Source organism: Bordetella genomosp. 9, assembly GCF_002119725.1.
Lineage (GTDB): Bacteria > Pseudomonadota > Gammaproteobacteria > Burkholderiales > Burkholderiaceae_B > Bordetella_C.
In genome coordinates this window covers 2,424,185-2,440,065 of record NZ_CP021109.1, presented here as the reverse complement: position 1 = coordinate 2,440,065, position 15,881 = coordinate 2,424,185, and the positions used below count along the sequence as shown (strand labels likewise).

The following is a 15,881-nucleotide window of genomic DNA, read 5'->3' as shown; positions in this document are numbered from 1 at the left end:
ATCGTGACAGCCTGGTCTTCCTGGCCGCTGCGGGTATCTGTGGCCTTGTCGACGCCGGGGCCGCCCCGTCGAAGAGCATGCGGGGTTCCAGGGCCAGCAGGCGGTTACGCCGGAAGGGAAACTGGAAGGCACTGTTCTTATTCAGTTTGTTCTCATGCATCGCCGGGTCTCTGCCGCAGATAGCAACATTTTGGATACAAAATGTTGCTAGATTACGGGTAATAGCCGCGCATTATGTCGTATGTCGACAAATCTAGCGAGCATTTGTTTGCATGCTTGTACATAGCTGCAACGGTCATCATGCGGTAGCAAGGTCCCCACAGAGCCGCTACAGCTTGTTGCGGCGCGGGCATTGGTCGGAATCGCGGAAAGGCGCTATCCTCCGCCCACGCTTTACGCCTGCCCAACCGTCTGGAACCCCCGCATGAGCTCCCTGTCGCCACCGCGTCCCCCGCACGTCGAGCGGCTGACCGAATTCGAAGCCCTGGTCGCCGCAGGGCCCAACGCGCTGAACGCCATCCCCGGCGCCATCTACCTGTGCGACAAGGAAGGAAAACTGGTTTGCTACAACCGCGAGGCCATGCGGCTGTGGGGGCGCGCGCCGGTCATCGGCGACGGGGGCGAGCTGTATTGCGGGTCATACCGGCTGTACCGGCCGGACGGCACCTTTCTGCCGCACGATCAATGTCCGATGGGCGACGGCCGTGCGGGAAGGTGTGGTCACGCAGAATGCGGAAGTCGTCATAGAGCGGACGGACGGGACCAGGCTCACGGCGCTGGTGAATATCCATCCCTTGTTTGACGACAAGGGCAATATCGAAGGCGCGATCAATTGCTTCCACGACATTTCGGCGCGCAAGGCGCTGGAAAAGGAATTGGACCTGCGCAACGCCGACCTCGAGGATTTCTTCGAAAACACGGCGATGGCCATGCATATCGTCGACCACAATGGCATCGTGGTGCGTGCGAACCAGGCCGAGCTGGAGCTGCTGGGCTACGCCGAAGACGAATACGTCGGCCGACCCATTGCTTCTTTTCACGCGGATGCGCCTGTCATTGCCGATATCCTTGCCCGGCTCGCACGGGGAGAGTCGCTGCTGCAGTACCCGGCACGCCTGCTCACGCGGGACGGGCAGATCCGCCATGTGCAGATTTCCTCCAGCGCCCGTTTCGTCCACGGCAAGTTCGCTAATTCCCGTTGCTGTACGGTCGATGTGACGCGGCAAAAGCAGATGGAAGACGAAATCCGCAACGCGGAGCGGCAGCTTCGCGAGCTGCTGGAGGCGCTTCCTGCCGCGGTCTATACCACCGATGCGCAGGGCCGCATCACCTTTTACAACCAGGCGGCCGCCGAGCTCGCCGGCCGCGAGCCGGTGCTGGGCACGGACGAGTGGTGCGTGACGTGGCGGCTCTACCATCCCGATGGACGCCCGCTGCCGCATGACGAATGCCCCATGGCGGTCTGCCTGAAAGAAGGGCGGCCGGTGCGGGGCGAGCAGGCCATTGCCGAGCGTCCGGACGGCACCCGCGTGCCGTTCATGCCCTATCCCACGCCGCTGCGCGACGCGCAGGGCAAGGTGGTCGGCGCCATCAACATGCTGGTCGATATCACGCCGCATAAGCAGGCCGAGGAGCGCCAGAAGGCGCTGATCGACGAGCTGAACCACCGCGTGAAGAACACGCTGGCGACCGTGCAATCGCTGGTGCGCCGCACGGCGCGCCATGCCAGCACCCTGCAGGATTTCGCCGCCACGCTGGAGGCCCGGATCATCGCGCTGGCGCGCGCCCACGATCTCTTGAGCAAGCGCTATTGGGTCGGCGTGCCCATGGAAACGCTGGTGCGCGACATCGTGGCGCCTTACGCGGACAACGACGGCAAGCTGCGCATCGCCGGACCGTCGGTGCAACTGAATCCGCGCGCCGCGTTGAGCCTGACGATGGCGCTGAACGAGCTTACGACCAATGCCGCCAAGTACGGCGCGTTGCGCGGCGCCGCCGGCGGCGTCGGCATCGAATGGAAGACGGGCGCGGGAGACGCCGCCATGCTCGAACTCGAGTGGGTGGAGCAGGGGGGGCCGCCGGTCACAGAACCCCCGCGGCGCGGCTTCGGCACCGGCTTGATGGAGCGCTGCATCGAACGCGATCTGAACGGGCGCTGCGACCTGCGCTTCAGGCGCGAAGGCGTGCAGTGCCTGATCGCCATTCCCCTCAAAGAGCTGACCGTTCATGAATGATTCCCTGGATCTGCGGGTGTTCGTCGTGGAGGACGACGCCACGGTGGCATTGCTGATCGAAGACATGCTCGACGAACTGGGCTGCAGGGTGGTCGCATCGATCGCCCGGCTGTCCCAGGCCTTCGAAGCCGCCGATGCGCACGACTTCGACGTGGCGATCCTGGACGTGAACGTGGGCGGCGAGCAGGTTTTTCCCTTCGCTGAACATCTGCGCGAGCGTGGCAAACCCTTCGTGTTCAGCACGGGCTACGGCCGTGCCGGCATTCCGGCGCCGCTGGCGTCGCGCCCGGTGCTCGCGAAGCCGTTTTCCATCGAGGATCTGGCCCGCGCAATATCGGCCGCCATGCAGGCGGGCGGCAAGCCCGCCTGATCGAGCCGCAGCCTTATCCCGATCCAGGCCGTCCGCCCGCGCCATCATGCCGGGCCGAGGCCGCGGCAACATGGTCCACGATCAGTCCGGCCAGCCGCGGCCATAGCGCCGGCGGCACGTCGTGTCCCATTCCGGGGATCAGATGCAGCTGCGCGCCGGGGATGGCGCGCGCCACGGCGCGGCCCGCCGCCTTGGGAAGCATGCGGTCGTTTTCGCCATGGATCACTAGCGTTGGCGCGGTAATGGCGCGGCAGTAGGGGCGCAGGTCGCCCGTGCCAAGCACGGCCATCAGCTGCCGCCGCACGCCCGACGGGTCGATACCGCGCCGTACCATGCATGCCGCAACGTCCTCCAGGTCTTGATCGGGGACCGGATACTCCGATGTGCCCAGCGCGCGCAGCATGTCCTTGACGTGCGCCTTCTGCGCTTCCGGCCCGGCCTTTGGGCCCGGGCTGCGCAGCATCTTCCAAAGCAGACCGGGGGCGGTCGGCGGAAGCAGGGGCTGGTTCGTGCTTGAAAACAGCACGGTCAGCGACGACACCCTGCTGGCGTGCTGCGCGGCCAGAATCTGCGCAATCATGCCGCCCATCGACGCGCCCGCGATATGGGCGCGCGCCAATCCCAGCCCGCTCAGCAAGGCGGCGGTATCGGCGGCCATGTCCGCCAGCGTGTAGGGCACCCGGGACGATAGCCCCAATTGCGCCCGCACCATCAGGCGCCAGAGCGGCGGCCGCGGCGCGGACGGCTGTCGCGGCGGCTGGCAGCGGCCCGACAGACCCGCGTCGCGGTTGTCGAAACGGATGACGCGCAGTCCGGCGCCGGCCAGCATGCCGCAGAAACCGTCGGGCCAGAGCACCATCTGCGCGCCCAACCCCATGATCAGCAGCAGCGGCGGCGCCGCCGGATCGCCCCAGTCCTCATACGCGATGGGCACGACGGGGCCTGGGATTACGCCTTGACGGACATCGATATCGCCGCGCGTTTGCCGGTATGCCTGCATGCCGATGTTCCGCATTTGCCGCTGAAGATTCGGCCTGCGCAAGCGACATGCCCCCGGGCCGGCCGGAGAGTATGCCGAACTTTCGAGCGGTTGCGGTGAGACCGGCGCGGCGGCCTGCGTGCTGGTATGCCGCTTGCCGTGCGTCTTGCACGCCGTCAGGCGCATATCGACAACATGGAGCTGTTTCCGATGAATGCCAAATGGTTGTTCTGGGCCTTCGTGGTCGTGGTGCTGGTTCTTCTTCTTGCTCAACCCTGGTAAGCCGATGCTCGCGCCGCGATCCCTTGCCCGGACCGCCTTTCTCACACCGCAACCCCTGAAGGGCGACAATGAACACCCCATTCGAACCGGCGGATATCCGCCTCTACCAGACCATCACCGATCTGGACGCCAGCGTCACGGCAAACGCGGCGGCCTGCGCTCTGCAGCGTATCGACGCCCATGCGGACGGCACGGCCACGCGCATATGGCTGGTCCCGCTTGATGGCTCGCCGCCATGGGCCTTGACCGCCGGCAAGGCCGACACCCAGCCGCGTTGGTCGCCCGACGGCAAGCGCCTGGCTTTCCTGTCCGACCGCGGGGAAGGCCCGCAAGTGCATCTGATCCAACCGAATTGCGGCGAGGCCGCCGCGCTCAGCCGCTTCCCATCGGGCGCGGGGTCCTTCGAATGGTCGCCCGATGGACGGAAGATGGCGGTTTGCTGCACGCTCACTGTCGATCCCGAGATCCGCGGCGATCACAGCCGCGAGCAGGACCTGGAGCGGCCGCCGGATTCGCCGCGCGTGGTCTGGCGGCTGCCCTACAAAATGGACGGCGCCGGGTACACGCTGGATTCCGAAATCCATGCCTTTCTGCTGGACGTCGGCGACGGCTCACACGAGCAGCTGACCCAGGGTTCGTATCAGGTGAACGGCGCCTGCTTTTCTCCGGACAGCAAAGCGCTGGCGTACACGCGCACGCGTGAAGGCCGCCTGGCGCATCGCACGGACCTGTGGCTCATGCAGGCCGACGGCAGCGACCAACGGCAGGCGACGTTCGACCTGGCCTCCGTGGCCTTTCCCAAGTGGTCCCCCGACGGCCGGCATATCGTCCTGAGCGGCGCGCTGCAGGACGGCGATGCGCAGATGCGCCTATGGCTGTATGACGTCGCGAAAAAATCCGTCGCGCCGCTGGGCGACGATTCCATTGAGGTCGTCTCCGGGCAGTCGGTGCATTGGGGCGAGGACGGCAGGTACGTGATGGCGGTGCTCGCGATTCGCGGACGGCAGCACGTCTGCCGCATCTCGGTGCCCGACGGCAAGGTGACGCCGCTGGTGACCGGCGACCGGCAAGCCGGCCGCATGACCTTCGCCGGCCGCCACCTGCTGTACGTCAGCCAGGACGCCGCCGCGCCGAACGAACTTTGGCGCGCGGAGCGGGACGGCGGCGGCGAACGGCGCCTGACGGATTTCAACGCATGGTGGCGCGACCGCATCCTGCCGCATGCGGAGGTGCGGCGCTTCCGCGTGCCGGACGGCGAGGGCGGCCGCGAGGAAATCGATGGCTGGCTGCTGCGTCCCGCCGGGGCCGACGGCCCGACGCCGCTGCTGGTGGACGCGCATGGCGGCCCGGCCAGCTACGTGATGCTCGACTATTCCATGCATGCCTATTGGTATGTGCTGGTGTCGCGCGGGTGGAGCGTGCTGGCCCTGAACCCGGTCGGCTCCAGCAGCTACGGCCGCCGGTTCAGCTCGCGCCTGCGCCAGCACTGGGGCAAATACGATCTGGACCAGCACCTGGCCGCGGTTCAGGTCCTGCGCGACGAGGGCAGCGCCGACGATCGTCTGGCCATCACGGGCAAGTCCTATGGCGGATTCCTGAGCGCTTGGGCCGTGTGCAAGCAGCACGCTTTCCGTGCGGCGGTCGTATCCGCGCCGGTCACGAGTCTGGAAAACCATTTTGCCTGCTCCGACAGCGGCTACTACGCGGATGCCTACTCGATGTACGGCGAACTGGCCGTCAAGCGCGATCTGATGCGCGAGCTTTCGCCAATGGACTACGTGGAAAACATCCGCACGCCGACCCTGATCCTGCAGGGCGATTCCGACGACCGCTGCCCGCGCTGCCAGGCCGAGGAATTGTTCACCGGCATCATGGCGACCACCGACACGATGGCCGAGATGGTGCTGTACCCGGGCGGCAGCCATCACTTCCTGGAAAGCGGCAAGCCGTCTCACCGCATCGATGCCCTGACGCGCCTGGTCGGCTGGGTCGAGCGCTGGATAGACGGCCAGCCGCAGAAGGACCGCGATTGAGCCGCGCTGCGCCGGGGGGCAAGGGCCGGCGCCGGGTCCTGACGCGGCGTGCCAGCCCGCGGACAGGCCGGGCGGCCCATTGGCGAAGTTGCAACGCGGCGCCTGCGCCCGCCGCGCCGGATGATATAGTCCTTCGCCATTGCCCGCCCCTGGAAGGGCAGCCCGTAGCGCTCCGGTATCCAGCCGCACACCGCACGCAAGAAGTGCAGCCTACCGGGAACGCAGCGGATCCGGCTCCGCCGGTCCGCCAGCGTCGTCCCCTCGAGGGGGGAAGCGCGCCAGCGCTTCGGGGGTGGGCCCACCCGGAGCAACGTAGATGGAGCACGCTTCCCAGTCGGGTCTTTCGCGGACGGCCGCGACGCCGTCCTTTCTTGCCGGCGGCGGCGACATGGGCGCCCGCATACGGGCCTACGACTGGGCGTCCACCCCCCTGGGACCGCCGGCGCAATGGCCGCAAAGCCTGAAGACTGCCATCCGGATCATGCTCACGTCGCGCCAGCCCATCTGGATCGGCTGGGGCGAGTCGCTGATCTTTTTCTACAACGATCCCTATAAAAGCATCATCGGCGGCAAGCACCCGTCCGCGCTGGGGCGTCCCACCGTGGAAGTGTGGCAGGAGATCTGGGAGGACATCGGCCCGCTGCTGGAAACCGCCATGCGCGGCACGGAAGGCACTTATGTCGAGGAAAGGCTCCTGCTCATGGAGCGCAACGGCTATCCGGAGGAAACCTATTACACCTTCTCGTACAGCCCGATCCCGGACGACGGCGGCGGCGCGGGCGGCATCATCTGCGCCAACAGCGACGACACCGCGCGCGTCATCGGCGAACGCCAGGTGCGCCTGCTGCGCGAACTGGCGGCCGTATCGACGCAGTCAGGCAGCTGGGACGAAGCCTGCCGCCTCAGCGTCCAGGCGCTGACCCTGAATCCGCAGGATCTGCCTTTCGCGATGCTGTATATCGCGCCCGCGCAAAGCGATACGGCCGTACTGCTCGGCTGCGCCGGCATCGATGCCGATCATCCGGCGGTGCCCGCGGAGCTGGAAGCCGGCCGCAACGCCGCCTGGCCCATCGGAGAGGCGCTGCGGCGCCAGCAGCTTTTCGTGCTGGAAGACCTGCCGACGCATTTCGGCGCGACGCTGCCGCGCGGACCCTGGCGGCACGCGCCGACGCGAGCGGCGCTCTTGCCGATCACGCCATCGGCGGACACCGGCCGGGCAGGGGTGCTGATCGTCGGCCTGAATCCTTACCGCCTCCTCGATGAAAGCTATCGGGGCTTTCTGGATCTGGTGGCGGGCCAGATCGGCGCCGCCATCGGGCATGCGCATGCCTACGAGGAAGAACGCCGCCGGGCGCGGGCGCTGGCCGAAATCGACCGGGCCAAGACGCTTTTCTTTTCGAACATCAGCCATGAATTCCGCACGCCCTTGACGCTGATGCTCGGGCCCCTGGAAGAATTGCTGCACCGCGCGGCCGACGGGGACGGCGAGCGTCCGTTGCTGGACCTGACCTACCGCAACGGGCTGCGCCTGCTCAAATTGGTCAACAGCCTGTTCGATTTCTCCCGCATCGAGGCCGGCCGCGTCCAGGCCCGCTACCAGCCCACCGACCTGGCGGCCTTGACGGCGGAACTGGCATCGCTGTTCCGGTCGGCCACCGATAAGGCCGGGCTGCGCCTGGTGGTCGACTGTCCCGCCTTGCCGGCGCCGGTGCAGGTTGACCGCGACATGTGGGAGAAGATCGTCCTGAACCTGCTGTCCAACGCGTTCAAGTTCACGCTGGACGGAGAAATACGCGTCGCATTGCGGGCCGCGCCGGATGGCAAATCCGTGCGCATGCAAGTGAGCGACACGGGCATCGGCATCCCGGCGCACGAATTGCCGCGCGTCTTCGACCGCTTCCACCGCGTGACCGGGGCGGTGGGCCGCACCATCGAAGGCAGCGGCATCGGCCTGGCCCTGGTGCAGGAGCTGGTCCGCCTGCAAGGGGGCGCCATTCAGGTGGAAAGCGAGCAGGGCGTAGGGACGACGTTCACGGTGACCCTTCCTCTTGGCTCCTCTCAGCGGCTTGAAGACGCGGATGCGAACGCCGGCGGGACCGCAGGCAGCAGCATCAATGCGCAGGCCTATGTGGCCGATGCGCTGCGCTGGCTGCCGGATGGAGAAGGCGCAAAAGCCGACGCGCCGAGCCTGTCGTCGGTGCTGGGCGCCGCGGCGGGCGAAGCCGCGGGCGCCGCCGAGCGCGTGCTGGTCGTCGACGACAACGCCGACCTGCGCGATTACGTCGGCCGGATCCTGGCCACCGCCGGCTATCGCGTGGAGACCGCGGTCGATGGCGAGGCGGCGCTCGAGGCCGCGCGCCGCGCGCCGCCCAGCCTGGTGCTGTCCGACGTGATGATGCCCCGCCTGGATGGCTATGGGCTGCTGGCGGCCGTGCGGGGCACGCCGGAACTGCGCGAGATACCGGTTCTGCTGATGTCCGCGCGCGCCGGCGAGGAAGCCCGCGTCGAAGGGCTGGATGCCGGCGCCGACGACTACCTGACCAAACCCTTCTCCGCACGCGAACTGCTGGCGCGCGTGGCGAGCAACATCAAGATGTACCGTTTGCGCCAGGACACGGCGCGGCAGCTGCGCGACGATGCGCACGTGTTGGAAGTCCTCAACCGCGTGGGCACGACCATCGCCGCCGAGCTGGATCTGAACCGCGCCGTGCAGGTGGTGACCGATGCGGCCACCGAGCTGACCGGCGCCGCCTTCGGCGCCTTCTTCTACAACGTACTGGACGACCGCGGCGAAAGCTACATGCTGTACACGCTGTCCGGCGTGCCGCGGGAGGCCTTCAAAGGGTTCCCGATGCCCCGCAACACCGCGGTGTTCGGCCCCACGTTCAGCGGCGAGGGCGTGGTGCGTTCCGACGACATCACCAAGGACGCGCGGTATGGGCACAACGCGCCGCATCATGGCATGCCTAAGGGTCATCTGCCCGTGCGCAGCTATCTGGCCGTGCCGGTGGTTTCGCGCGGCGGCGAAGTGCTGGGCGGCCTGTTTTTGGGACATCCCGAGCCGGGCGTGTTCAGCGAGCAGGCCGAACGCCTGATCTCCGGGGTCGCGGCGCAGGCGGCCATCGCCATCGACAACGCCCGTCTGTACCAGGCGGCGCAGTCGGAAATCGGCCAGCGCGCCGAGGCCGAGCAGGCGCTGCGCCAATTGAACGAAACCCTGGAAATGCGCGTGGCCGAGGCCGTCGCCGAACGCGAGCGCCTGTGGGAACTGAGCGCGGACCTGCTGGCCGTGGGCGATTTCGAAGGCAGGCTGATCCGGGTCAGCCCATCCTGGACCCGTCTTCTGGGCCATACCGAGGAATTCCTGCTCGCGAGCCATTACGGGGAACTGCTGCATCCGGAGGATGTGGAGACGGGCGCGCAGGCCATGCGCACGTTGCGCGACCATGGCGGATCCGCCAGCTATGAAGGGCGCATGCGCACGGCCGACGGCGGCTGGCGCTGGATCGCCTGGACGCTCTCGGCCGATCCCGAGCACAAGGACGTCCACGGCGTCGGGCGCGACGTGACGGCGGACAAGGAAGCGGCCGACGCCCTGCGCCAGGCGGAAGAAACCTTGCGCATGGCGCAGAAGATGGAAGCGGTGGGCAAGCTGACCGGCGGCATCGCGCACGACTTCAACAATCTGCTGCAGGTCATCGGCGGCAACCTGCAGCTGCTGGCGCGCGACGTGGCCGGCCAGGAACGTGCCGAAAAGCGCGTGCGCAGCGCGCTGGCCGGCGTGGCGCGGGGCAGCAAGCTGGCCTCGCAACTGCTCGCTTTCGGACGGCGGCAGCCGCTGGCGCCCAAGGTTGTCAACCTGGGCCGCTTCATCCGGGGGCTGGACGACATGCTGCGGCGGGCGCTCGGCGACGGCGTGGAAGTCGAAACCATCGTGTCCGGCGGACTCTGGAACACGCTCGTGGATCCCTTCCAGGTGGAAAACGCCTTGCTGAATCTTGCGATCAACGCACGCGATGCCATGGGCGGCCACGGAAAGCTCACCATCGAGGCCGGCAACGCCTTGCTGGACGACGACTACGTCGCCCGGCATGCCGACGTCGCGCCGGGCCAGTACGTAATGGTCGCGGTCACCGATACCGGCACGGGCATGACGCCCGACGTCCTGGAACACGTATTCGAGCCGTTCTTCACGACCAAGCCGGAAGGGCAGGGCACGGGGCTGGGATTGAGCATGGTCTACGGCTTCATCAAGCAGTCCAACGGCCATATCAAGATCTACAGCGAGCCGGGGCACGGCACGTCGGTGCGCTTCTATCTGCCCCGCGTGCGGCAGGAGGAAGACCTGACCACGGAGATGGACACCGGTCCCATCGCGGGCGGCACCGAAACCATCCTGGTGGCCGAGGACGACGAGGAAGTGCGCGCCACCGTGGTGGAGATGCTCGCCGAGCTCGGCTACCGCGTCCTCAAGGCCAAGGACGCGCAGAGCGCGCTGGCCATCGTGGAAAGCGGCGTGCCGATCGACCTGCTCTTTACGGACGTGGTCATGCCCGGGCCGCTGCGCAGCCCCGAACTGGCCCGCAAGACCCGCGAGCGGCTGCCCAACGTGGCGGTGCTGTTCACCTCCGGCTATACCGAGAACGCCATCGTGCACGGCGGCCGCCTGGACGAAGGCATCGATCTGCTCAGCAAGCCCTATACGCGCGAGGCGCTGGCGCGCAAGATCCGCCACGTACTGCGCAACCAGCAGCAGCGCAACAGCGCGCGGCAGTCGCGGCAAGGGCAGCTTTCGCTGTCGCAGGACCAGCCGGACATGCCGGCGTCCGTCACATCGATGCGCGTCTTGCTCGTAGAGGACGACGGGCTGATCCGCGCGGCCACGGCCGAGATGCTGGAAACGCTCGGCCATCAGGTGGTGACGGCCGGCCACGCCTCCACCGCGCTGGCGGCGCTGGAGGAGGGCCCGGTCGATGTCCTGATGACCGATATCGGCCTGCCCGAGATTTCCGGCATCGAGCTTGCGCAGAAGGCCCGCGAACGCCGCCCCGGCCTGCACGTGGTGTTCGCCTCGGGGCAGGACCCGGGCGCCATGGCAGGCGCCAGCGTCGCCGATGCCGTCCATCTGCTCAAGCCGTACACGGCGGAAGACCTGGCCCGCGTGTTCGCTTCCCTGCGGTAGCGGGCCGCCGCGCCCGGCGGTTTTCATTGGACGAAAGCGGCGGTATGGTATTGACGCCATGAAAACGATCGGAATCGACCACGTCGTGCTGCGCGTCCGGGATTTGCCGCGCATGATCGACTTCTACGAGCGGGTGCTGGGATGCCGGCTCGTCCATCGCCAGGACGAGATCGGCCTGGTGCACCTGCAGGCCGGCGCGTCGCTGATCGACTTGGTCGATGCCGCCGGGCCGCTGGGGTTGAAAGGCGGCGACGCCCCGCTGCGCGAGGCGCCCAACATGGATCACATCTGCCTGCGCGTGGCCGATTTCGATGCCGACGCGATCCGCCGCGAGCTGCAGGCGCATGGCGTGGCGGTCGGCGAGACGGCGGAGCGCTATGGCGCTTCGGGCAAGGCGGCCTCGGTGTACCTGCGCGATCCCGAAGGGAACGGGCTGGAGCTGCGCGGCTGATTCCACGGACGCTGCCCGCCATGGCGCAACTCACCCTGTTCGACAGCCCGCCGGCCCCCATGCCGCCGGGGTGGCGCTACCAGGCGGATTTCCTGGACGCGGACCAGGAAGCGTCGTTGATCGCCCTGGTGCGGTCGCTGCCGCTGCAGGCGGCCCAATACAAGGGCTATACCGCGCGCCGGCGCATCGTCAGCTACGGCGGCAGCTTCGATTACGACGCCAACCGCCTGCGGCCGGCCGAGCCGCTGATCGAACCGCTGCACGGCCTGCGGGCCAGGGTGGCGCAGTGGATGGGGGTGGACCCGGAGGACATCGCGCACGTGCTGGTTGCCGAGTATCCGCCCGGCGCGCCGCTGGGCTGGCATCGCGACGTGCCGGACTTCCAGGACGTGGCCGGCGTCTCGCTGGGCAGCGGCGCGGTGCTGCGCTTCCGGCCGTATCCGCCGGTCAGCCCCCGCCGTAAGGACATCCTTCGCGCGGAGGTTGAGCCGCGGTCCATCTACCTGATGCGCGGCCCGGCGCGCTGGGCCTGGCAGCACAGCGTCATGCCGCTGGCCGAAACGCGCTGGTCCATTACCTTCCGGACCCCGGCCGGCAAGCGTCCTGCGTAAGCACGCTCGCACGCGACCCGCCCGCAGCTCCCGGCCTGGCGCGTCCGCGTTGCATGTTCCGGGGGAATGCCGGCTCTGCCTGGGAACGGAAATTGCAAAGCAACCTTCCGTTTCAGGACAACGGCGATGGGAGGTCTCACCGTGGCGACACGCACAATCTGGAAAGGGGCCATTTCGTTCGGGCTGGTGCATATCCCCGTCGGCCTGCACACGGCGACCAAGGATTCGAGCATCGACTTCGACTGGCTGGACCGCCGCACGATGGACCCCGTCGGCTACAAGCGGATCAACAAACGCACCGGCAAGGAAATCGACCGCGACGATATCGTCAAGGGCGTGGAGTACGAAGACGGCCAGTACGTCATCATCTCGCCGGACGAAATCAACGAAGCCTACCCGCGCACGACGCAGACCATCGAGATCGAGCGCTTCGTCGATGCGGCGGAAGTGCCGTTCGTCTATCTGGAGCGGCCGTACTACATCGAGCCGATCAACAAGGGGCACAAGGTCTACGCGCTGCTGCGCGACACCATGACGCAAATGGGCAAGATCGGCATCGCCAAGGTGGTGATCCAGACCAAGCAGCATCTGGCCGCGCTCATCCCGTCCGGCGATGCGCTGGTGCTGAACCTGATGCGCTGGGGCGACGAGGTCAAGTCGCTGGAGGACCTGGACCTGCCCAGCGCCAACGCCAAAAACATGCGTCCCAGCGCCAGCGAGTCGAAGATGGCCAAAATGCTCATCGAAGACATGTCCGGCCACTGGGATCCGGAGGAATTCAAGGATGAATTCCGCGAAGCCATCATGGAGCTGGTCGAACGCAAGGTGAAGGCGGGCAAGACCGAAGCGGTCATCGAGCCGCAGGAAGAAGCGCCATCCTATGGCGGCAATGTGATCGACCTGACCGACCTGCTCAAACGCAGCCTGAAGGGCGGGGCGAGGCGCGGCGCCGAAGACGCCGGCGATGCGCAGGACGACGAAGACAAGCCGCGCCGGAAAACCGCCGCGCGCAAGACGGCGGCGAAGAAAGCCCCCGCGAAGAAGGCGGCGGCAAGGAAGAGCACGGCCAAAGCGGCGGCGAAGTCCGCATCCAAATCGGGCGGCCGGCATCGTAAAGCGGCGTAGCCATGGCGGACACCCTGAAGAAATACCGGGAGAAGCGCAACTTCGCGATCACCTCCGAACCGGAAGCGGGCGGCGAGCCCAGCGCGTCGGCGCGCGCCTTCGTGATCCAGAAGCATTGGGCCACGCGCCTGCACTACGACTTCCGCCTGGAGTTGGACGGAGCCATGAAAAGCTGGGCCGTGCCCAAGGGGCCCAGCTACGATCCTTCGGTCAAGCGCATGGCCGTCCAGGTGGAAGACCACCCCATCGCCTACAACCAGTTCGAGGGCGAGATTCCCAAGGGCCAGTACGGCGCGGGCAAGGTGATCATCTGGGACGAGGGCACGTGGACGCCGGTGGGCGACCCGCGCAAGGGCTATCGCGCCGGCCACCTGAAATTCGATCTGAACGGCGTGAAGATGCAGGGCCGGTGGGCGCTGGTGCGCATCCGCGGCGCCGAGGAGAAACAGCCGCCCTGGCTCCTGATCAAGGATCGCGACGAATATGCGCGGTCCGAAAGCGAGTTCGACGTGGTGGACGAAATGCCCGACAGCGTCGTGCCGCTGCGGGGCCGCCGCAAGCGCGCGGCGGACGGGCAGGGGAATGGGCGGGGGAACGGGCGGACAAAGGCCGCGTCCGGCCCGGCCGCGGCCGCATCGGCGGATGCCGGCAAGCCGGCGCGGGGCGCGAAGACGAGGGCAGCCGACGAAGCGCCGCTGCCTGGGAAGCCCGCGGAGCTGCCCGAGATCCTGAAGCCGCAACTCGCCACACTCGTCGAAGGCGTGCCGCATCATACCGGCGACTGGACTTACGAGATGAAGTTCGACGGCTACCGGCTGCTGGCGCGCGTCGAAGGCAAGTCGGTGAAGCTGTTCACCCGCAACGGCCACGACTGGAGCGCGCGGATGCCGCATCTGGTCAAGGCCATCGGCAAGCTGGGTGCGCAATCGGCCTGGATCGATGGCGAAATCGTCGTGCTGGCCGACAATGGCGCGCCGAGTTTCCAGGCGCTGCAGAACGCCTTCGACAATGCGCGTACGGGCGACATCGTCTATTACGTGTTCGACCTGCCTTTCATCGCCGGCCGGGACCTGCGCCGCGAGCCGCTGACCGTGCGGCGCGAATTGCTGGCGCAGCTGATGAAAGGCGCAAAGGACGAGCACGTGCGCTTCAGCGAGTCCTTCGACGTGGCGCCGGCCGACCTGGTTTCATCCGCCTGCAAGATGGGCCTGGAAGGCATCATCGCCAAGCGGCGCGATGCCCCTTATGTGTCCCGGCGCGCCGAAACCTGGGTCAAGATCAAATGCGCCAGGCGGCAGGAGTTCGTGATAGCCGGCTATACCGATCCCAAGGGCGGGCGCAAGGGATTCGGCAGCCTGCTGCTGGCCGTGCACGACGACAACGGCGCGCTGCGTTACGCGGGCAACGTGGGCAGCGGTTTCGACGAACGCGGCCTGCTTGATCTGAAGAAGCGGCTGGACCAGATTGCCGCCGGCAAGAGCCCGCTGGAAGCCGGCAGCGATATTCCGCGCCGCGCCCATTGGGTCAAGCCCACGCTGGTGGCCGAAGTGTCGTTCGGGGAGTGGACCAATTCCGGCCACGTGCGCCATGCCGTCTTTCGGGGTCTGCGGCAGGACAAGCCGGCGCGCGCAGTGACGCGGGAAGTGGGCGTGTCGGCGGCCAAGGCCGAACAGGACGCCGCGGCGAGCGAACCGCCGTCGCGCGGCCGCGCCGCACCGGCGGCGGGCCGCACCAGACTGGGCAAGCTATCCAACCCGGATCGCGTCATCGATCCCTCCACCGGCCTGACCAAGCTGGACCTGGCCCGCTACTACGGTCTGGTCGCTCCGTTGCTGCTGCCGCACCTGAAGGGCCGGCCGGTTTCCTTCGTGCGCGCGCCCAGCGGCATCCAGGGTGAACTGTTCTTCCAGAAACACCTGGAGGCCGCGATGCCCGGCGTCAAGCCCCTGCCCGAACGCCTGTATCCCGACCATCCCGCCTTGCTGGAAGTGCCGTCGGCCGACGCCATCATGTCGGCGGCGCAGATGAATGTGGTGGAGTTTCATACCTGGAACGCCGTCAAGACGGCCATCGACAAGCCCGACCGCATGCTGTTCGACCTGGATCCCGGCGAGGGCGTGCAATGGCCCGCCATGCTGCAGGCGGCCGAGCTGGTTCACGTGCTGCTCCAGGAAATGGGCCTGAAGGCGTGGCTGAAAACCAGCGGCGGCAAGGGACTGCACGTGGTCGTGCCGGTGCGCAAGCAGTACGGCTGGGACACCGTCAAGGCCTTCTCCGGCGCGATCGTGAAGCACCTGGCCCGCACGCTGCCGCAGGTCTTCGTAGCCAAGAGCGGCCCCAAGAACCGCGTTGGCAAGGTCTTCGTCGACTACCTGCGCAATGGCTTTGGCGCCACCACGGCGGCGGCCTGGTCCGCACGCACCCGCCCGGGTCTGGGTATTTCCGTGCCGGTCGGGTGGGATGAGCTGCCCAAGCTCAAGAGCGGCGCGCAATGGACGATCGCCAATGTCCACACCCGGCTGGATGTGGCGAACGCGCCTTGGGATGACTACAAGCCGCAGCCGATCGGCCGCGCCATGGCGGCCATCGGGTTCGAGCCGGGGGCATGACGGTT

The 15,881-nt window shown here is 67.4% G+C and carries 11 protein-coding genes; 10 read left to right on the top strand and 1 reads right to left on the bottom strand.

The genetic code is table 11. The features are described from left to right. Positions 1-424: 424 nt before the first annotated feature. Genes CAL13_RS21340 through CAL13_RS11275 form a run of 3 tightly spaced genes read left to right on the top strand, consistent with a single transcriptional unit; the run spans position 425 to position 2,604 of the window. Positions 425-802 carry a hypothetical protein gene (locus tag CAL13_RS21340; protein ID WP_198297838.1) on the top strand — a complete coding sequence of 126 codons (378 nt, stop codon included), beginning with the start codon at positions 425-427 and terminating at the stop codon, positions 800-802. Further along, positions 705-2,234 (top strand): sensor histidine kinase, encoded by a 1,530-nt coding sequence (locus CAL13_RS11280; protein ID WP_198297837.1) that lies wholly within the window; start codon positions 705-707, stop codon positions 2,232-2,234. Before CAL13_RS21340 ends, CAL13_RS11280 begins: the two co-directional genes overlap by 98 nt. After that, positions 2,227-2,604 (top strand): response regulator, encoded by a 378-nt coding sequence (locus CAL13_RS11275; protein ID WP_086072435.1) that lies wholly within the window; start codon positions 2,227-2,229, stop codon positions 2,602-2,604. Before CAL13_RS11280 ends, CAL13_RS11275 begins: the two co-directional genes overlap by 8 nt. 13 nt (positions 2,605-2,617) lie before the next feature. On the opposite strand, the gene CAL13_RS11270 is transcribed toward CAL13_RS11275, so the two are convergent. Beyond that, on the bottom strand, positions 2,618-3,619 hold the full coding sequence (locus CAL13_RS11270) for an alpha/beta fold hydrolase (protein WP_232467641.1): 1,002 nt from the start codon (positions 3,617-3,619) through the stop codon (positions 2,618-2,620). A 111-nt stretch (positions 3,620-3,730) separates the two neighbouring features. Between CAL13_RS11270 and CAL13_RS21605 the strand changes: the two genes are divergently transcribed. The 7 genes from CAL13_RS21605 (at position 3,731) to ligD (ending at position 15,876) form a co-directional block, all read left to right on the top strand. Further along, the gene (locus CAL13_RS21605) at positions 3,731-3,865 is read left to right on the top strand and encodes a hypothetical protein (protein ID WP_269768164.1); all 135 of its coding nucleotides are present in this window, start codon (positions 3,731-3,733) and stop codon (positions 3,863-3,865) included. Positions 3,866-3,933: 68 nt separating this feature from the next. Continuing rightward, complete coding sequence (locus CAL13_RS11265; RefSeq protein ID WP_086072434.1) at positions 3,934-5,898, top strand: S9 family peptidase; 1,965 nt, start codon at positions 3,934-3,936, stop codon at positions 5,896-5,898. 316 nt (positions 5,899-6,214) lie between these two features. Then, positions 6,215-11,080 carry a response regulator gene (locus tag CAL13_RS11260; RefSeq protein WP_232467640.1) on the top strand — a complete coding sequence of 1,622 codons (4,866 nt, stop codon included), beginning with the start codon at positions 6,215-6,217 and terminating at the stop codon, positions 11,078-11,080. 58 nt (positions 11,081-11,138) lie between these two features. Further along, on the top strand, positions 11,139-11,531 hold the full coding sequence (locus CAL13_RS11255; RefSeq protein ID WP_086057471.1) for a VOC family protein: 393 nt from the start codon (positions 11,139-11,141) through the stop codon (positions 11,529-11,531). Between the two features lie 20 nt (positions 11,532-11,551). Continuing rightward, on the top strand, positions 11,552-12,142 hold the full coding sequence (locus CAL13_RS11250; RefSeq protein ID WP_198297836.1) for an alpha-ketoglutarate-dependent dioxygenase AlkB: 591 nt from the start codon (positions 11,552-11,554) through the stop codon (positions 12,140-12,142). 141 nt (positions 12,143-12,283) lie between these two features. Next, entirely contained in the window at positions 12,284-13,267 is a 984-nt protein-coding gene (gene ku, locus CAL13_RS11245; protein ID WP_086073607.1) for a non-homologous end joining protein Ku, read from the top strand. A gap of 2 nt (positions 13,268-13,269) precedes the next feature. Continuing rightward, entirely contained in the window at positions 13,270-15,876 is a 2,607-nt protein-coding gene (gene ligD / locus CAL13_RS11240) for a DNA ligase D (RefSeq protein ID WP_086072433.1), read from the top strand. Positions 15,877-15,881: the final 5 nt, after the last annotated feature.

Coding starts and splice junctions, on each gene's coding strand:
- CAL13_RS11270 (WP_232467641.1), bottom strand. CDS start 3,619: ATGCGGAACATCGGCATGCAGGCATACCGGCAAACGCGCGGCGATATC.
- CAL13_RS11255 (WP_086057471.1), top strand. CDS start 11,139: ATGAAAACGATCGGAATCGACCACGTCGTGCTGCGCGTCCGGGATTTG.
- CAL13_RS21340 (WP_198297838.1), top strand. CDS start 425: ATGAGCTCCCTGTCGCCACCGCGTCCCCCGCACGTCGAGCGGCTGACC.
- CAL13_RS21605 (WP_269768164.1), top strand. CDS start 3,731: ATGCCGCTTGCCGTGCGTCTTGCACGCCGTCAGGCGCATATCGACAAC.
- CAL13_RS11260 (WP_232467640.1), top strand. CDS start 6,215: ATGGAGCACGCTTCCCAGTCGGGTCTTTCGCGGACGGCCGCGACGCCG.
- CAL13_RS11275 (WP_086072435.1), top strand. CDS start 2,227: ATGAATGATTCCCTGGATCTGCGGGTGTTCGTCGTGGAGGACGACGCC.
- ligD (WP_086072433.1), top strand. CDS start 13,270: ATGGCGGACACCCTGAAGAAATACCGGGAGAAGCGCAACTTCGCGATC.
- CAL13_RS11250 (WP_198297836.1), top strand. CDS start 11,552: ATGGCGCAACTCACCCTGTTCGACAGCCCGCCGGCCCCCATGCCGCCG.
- CAL13_RS11265 (WP_086072434.1), top strand. CDS start 3,934: ATGAACACCCCATTCGAACCGGCGGATATCCGCCTCTACCAGACCATC.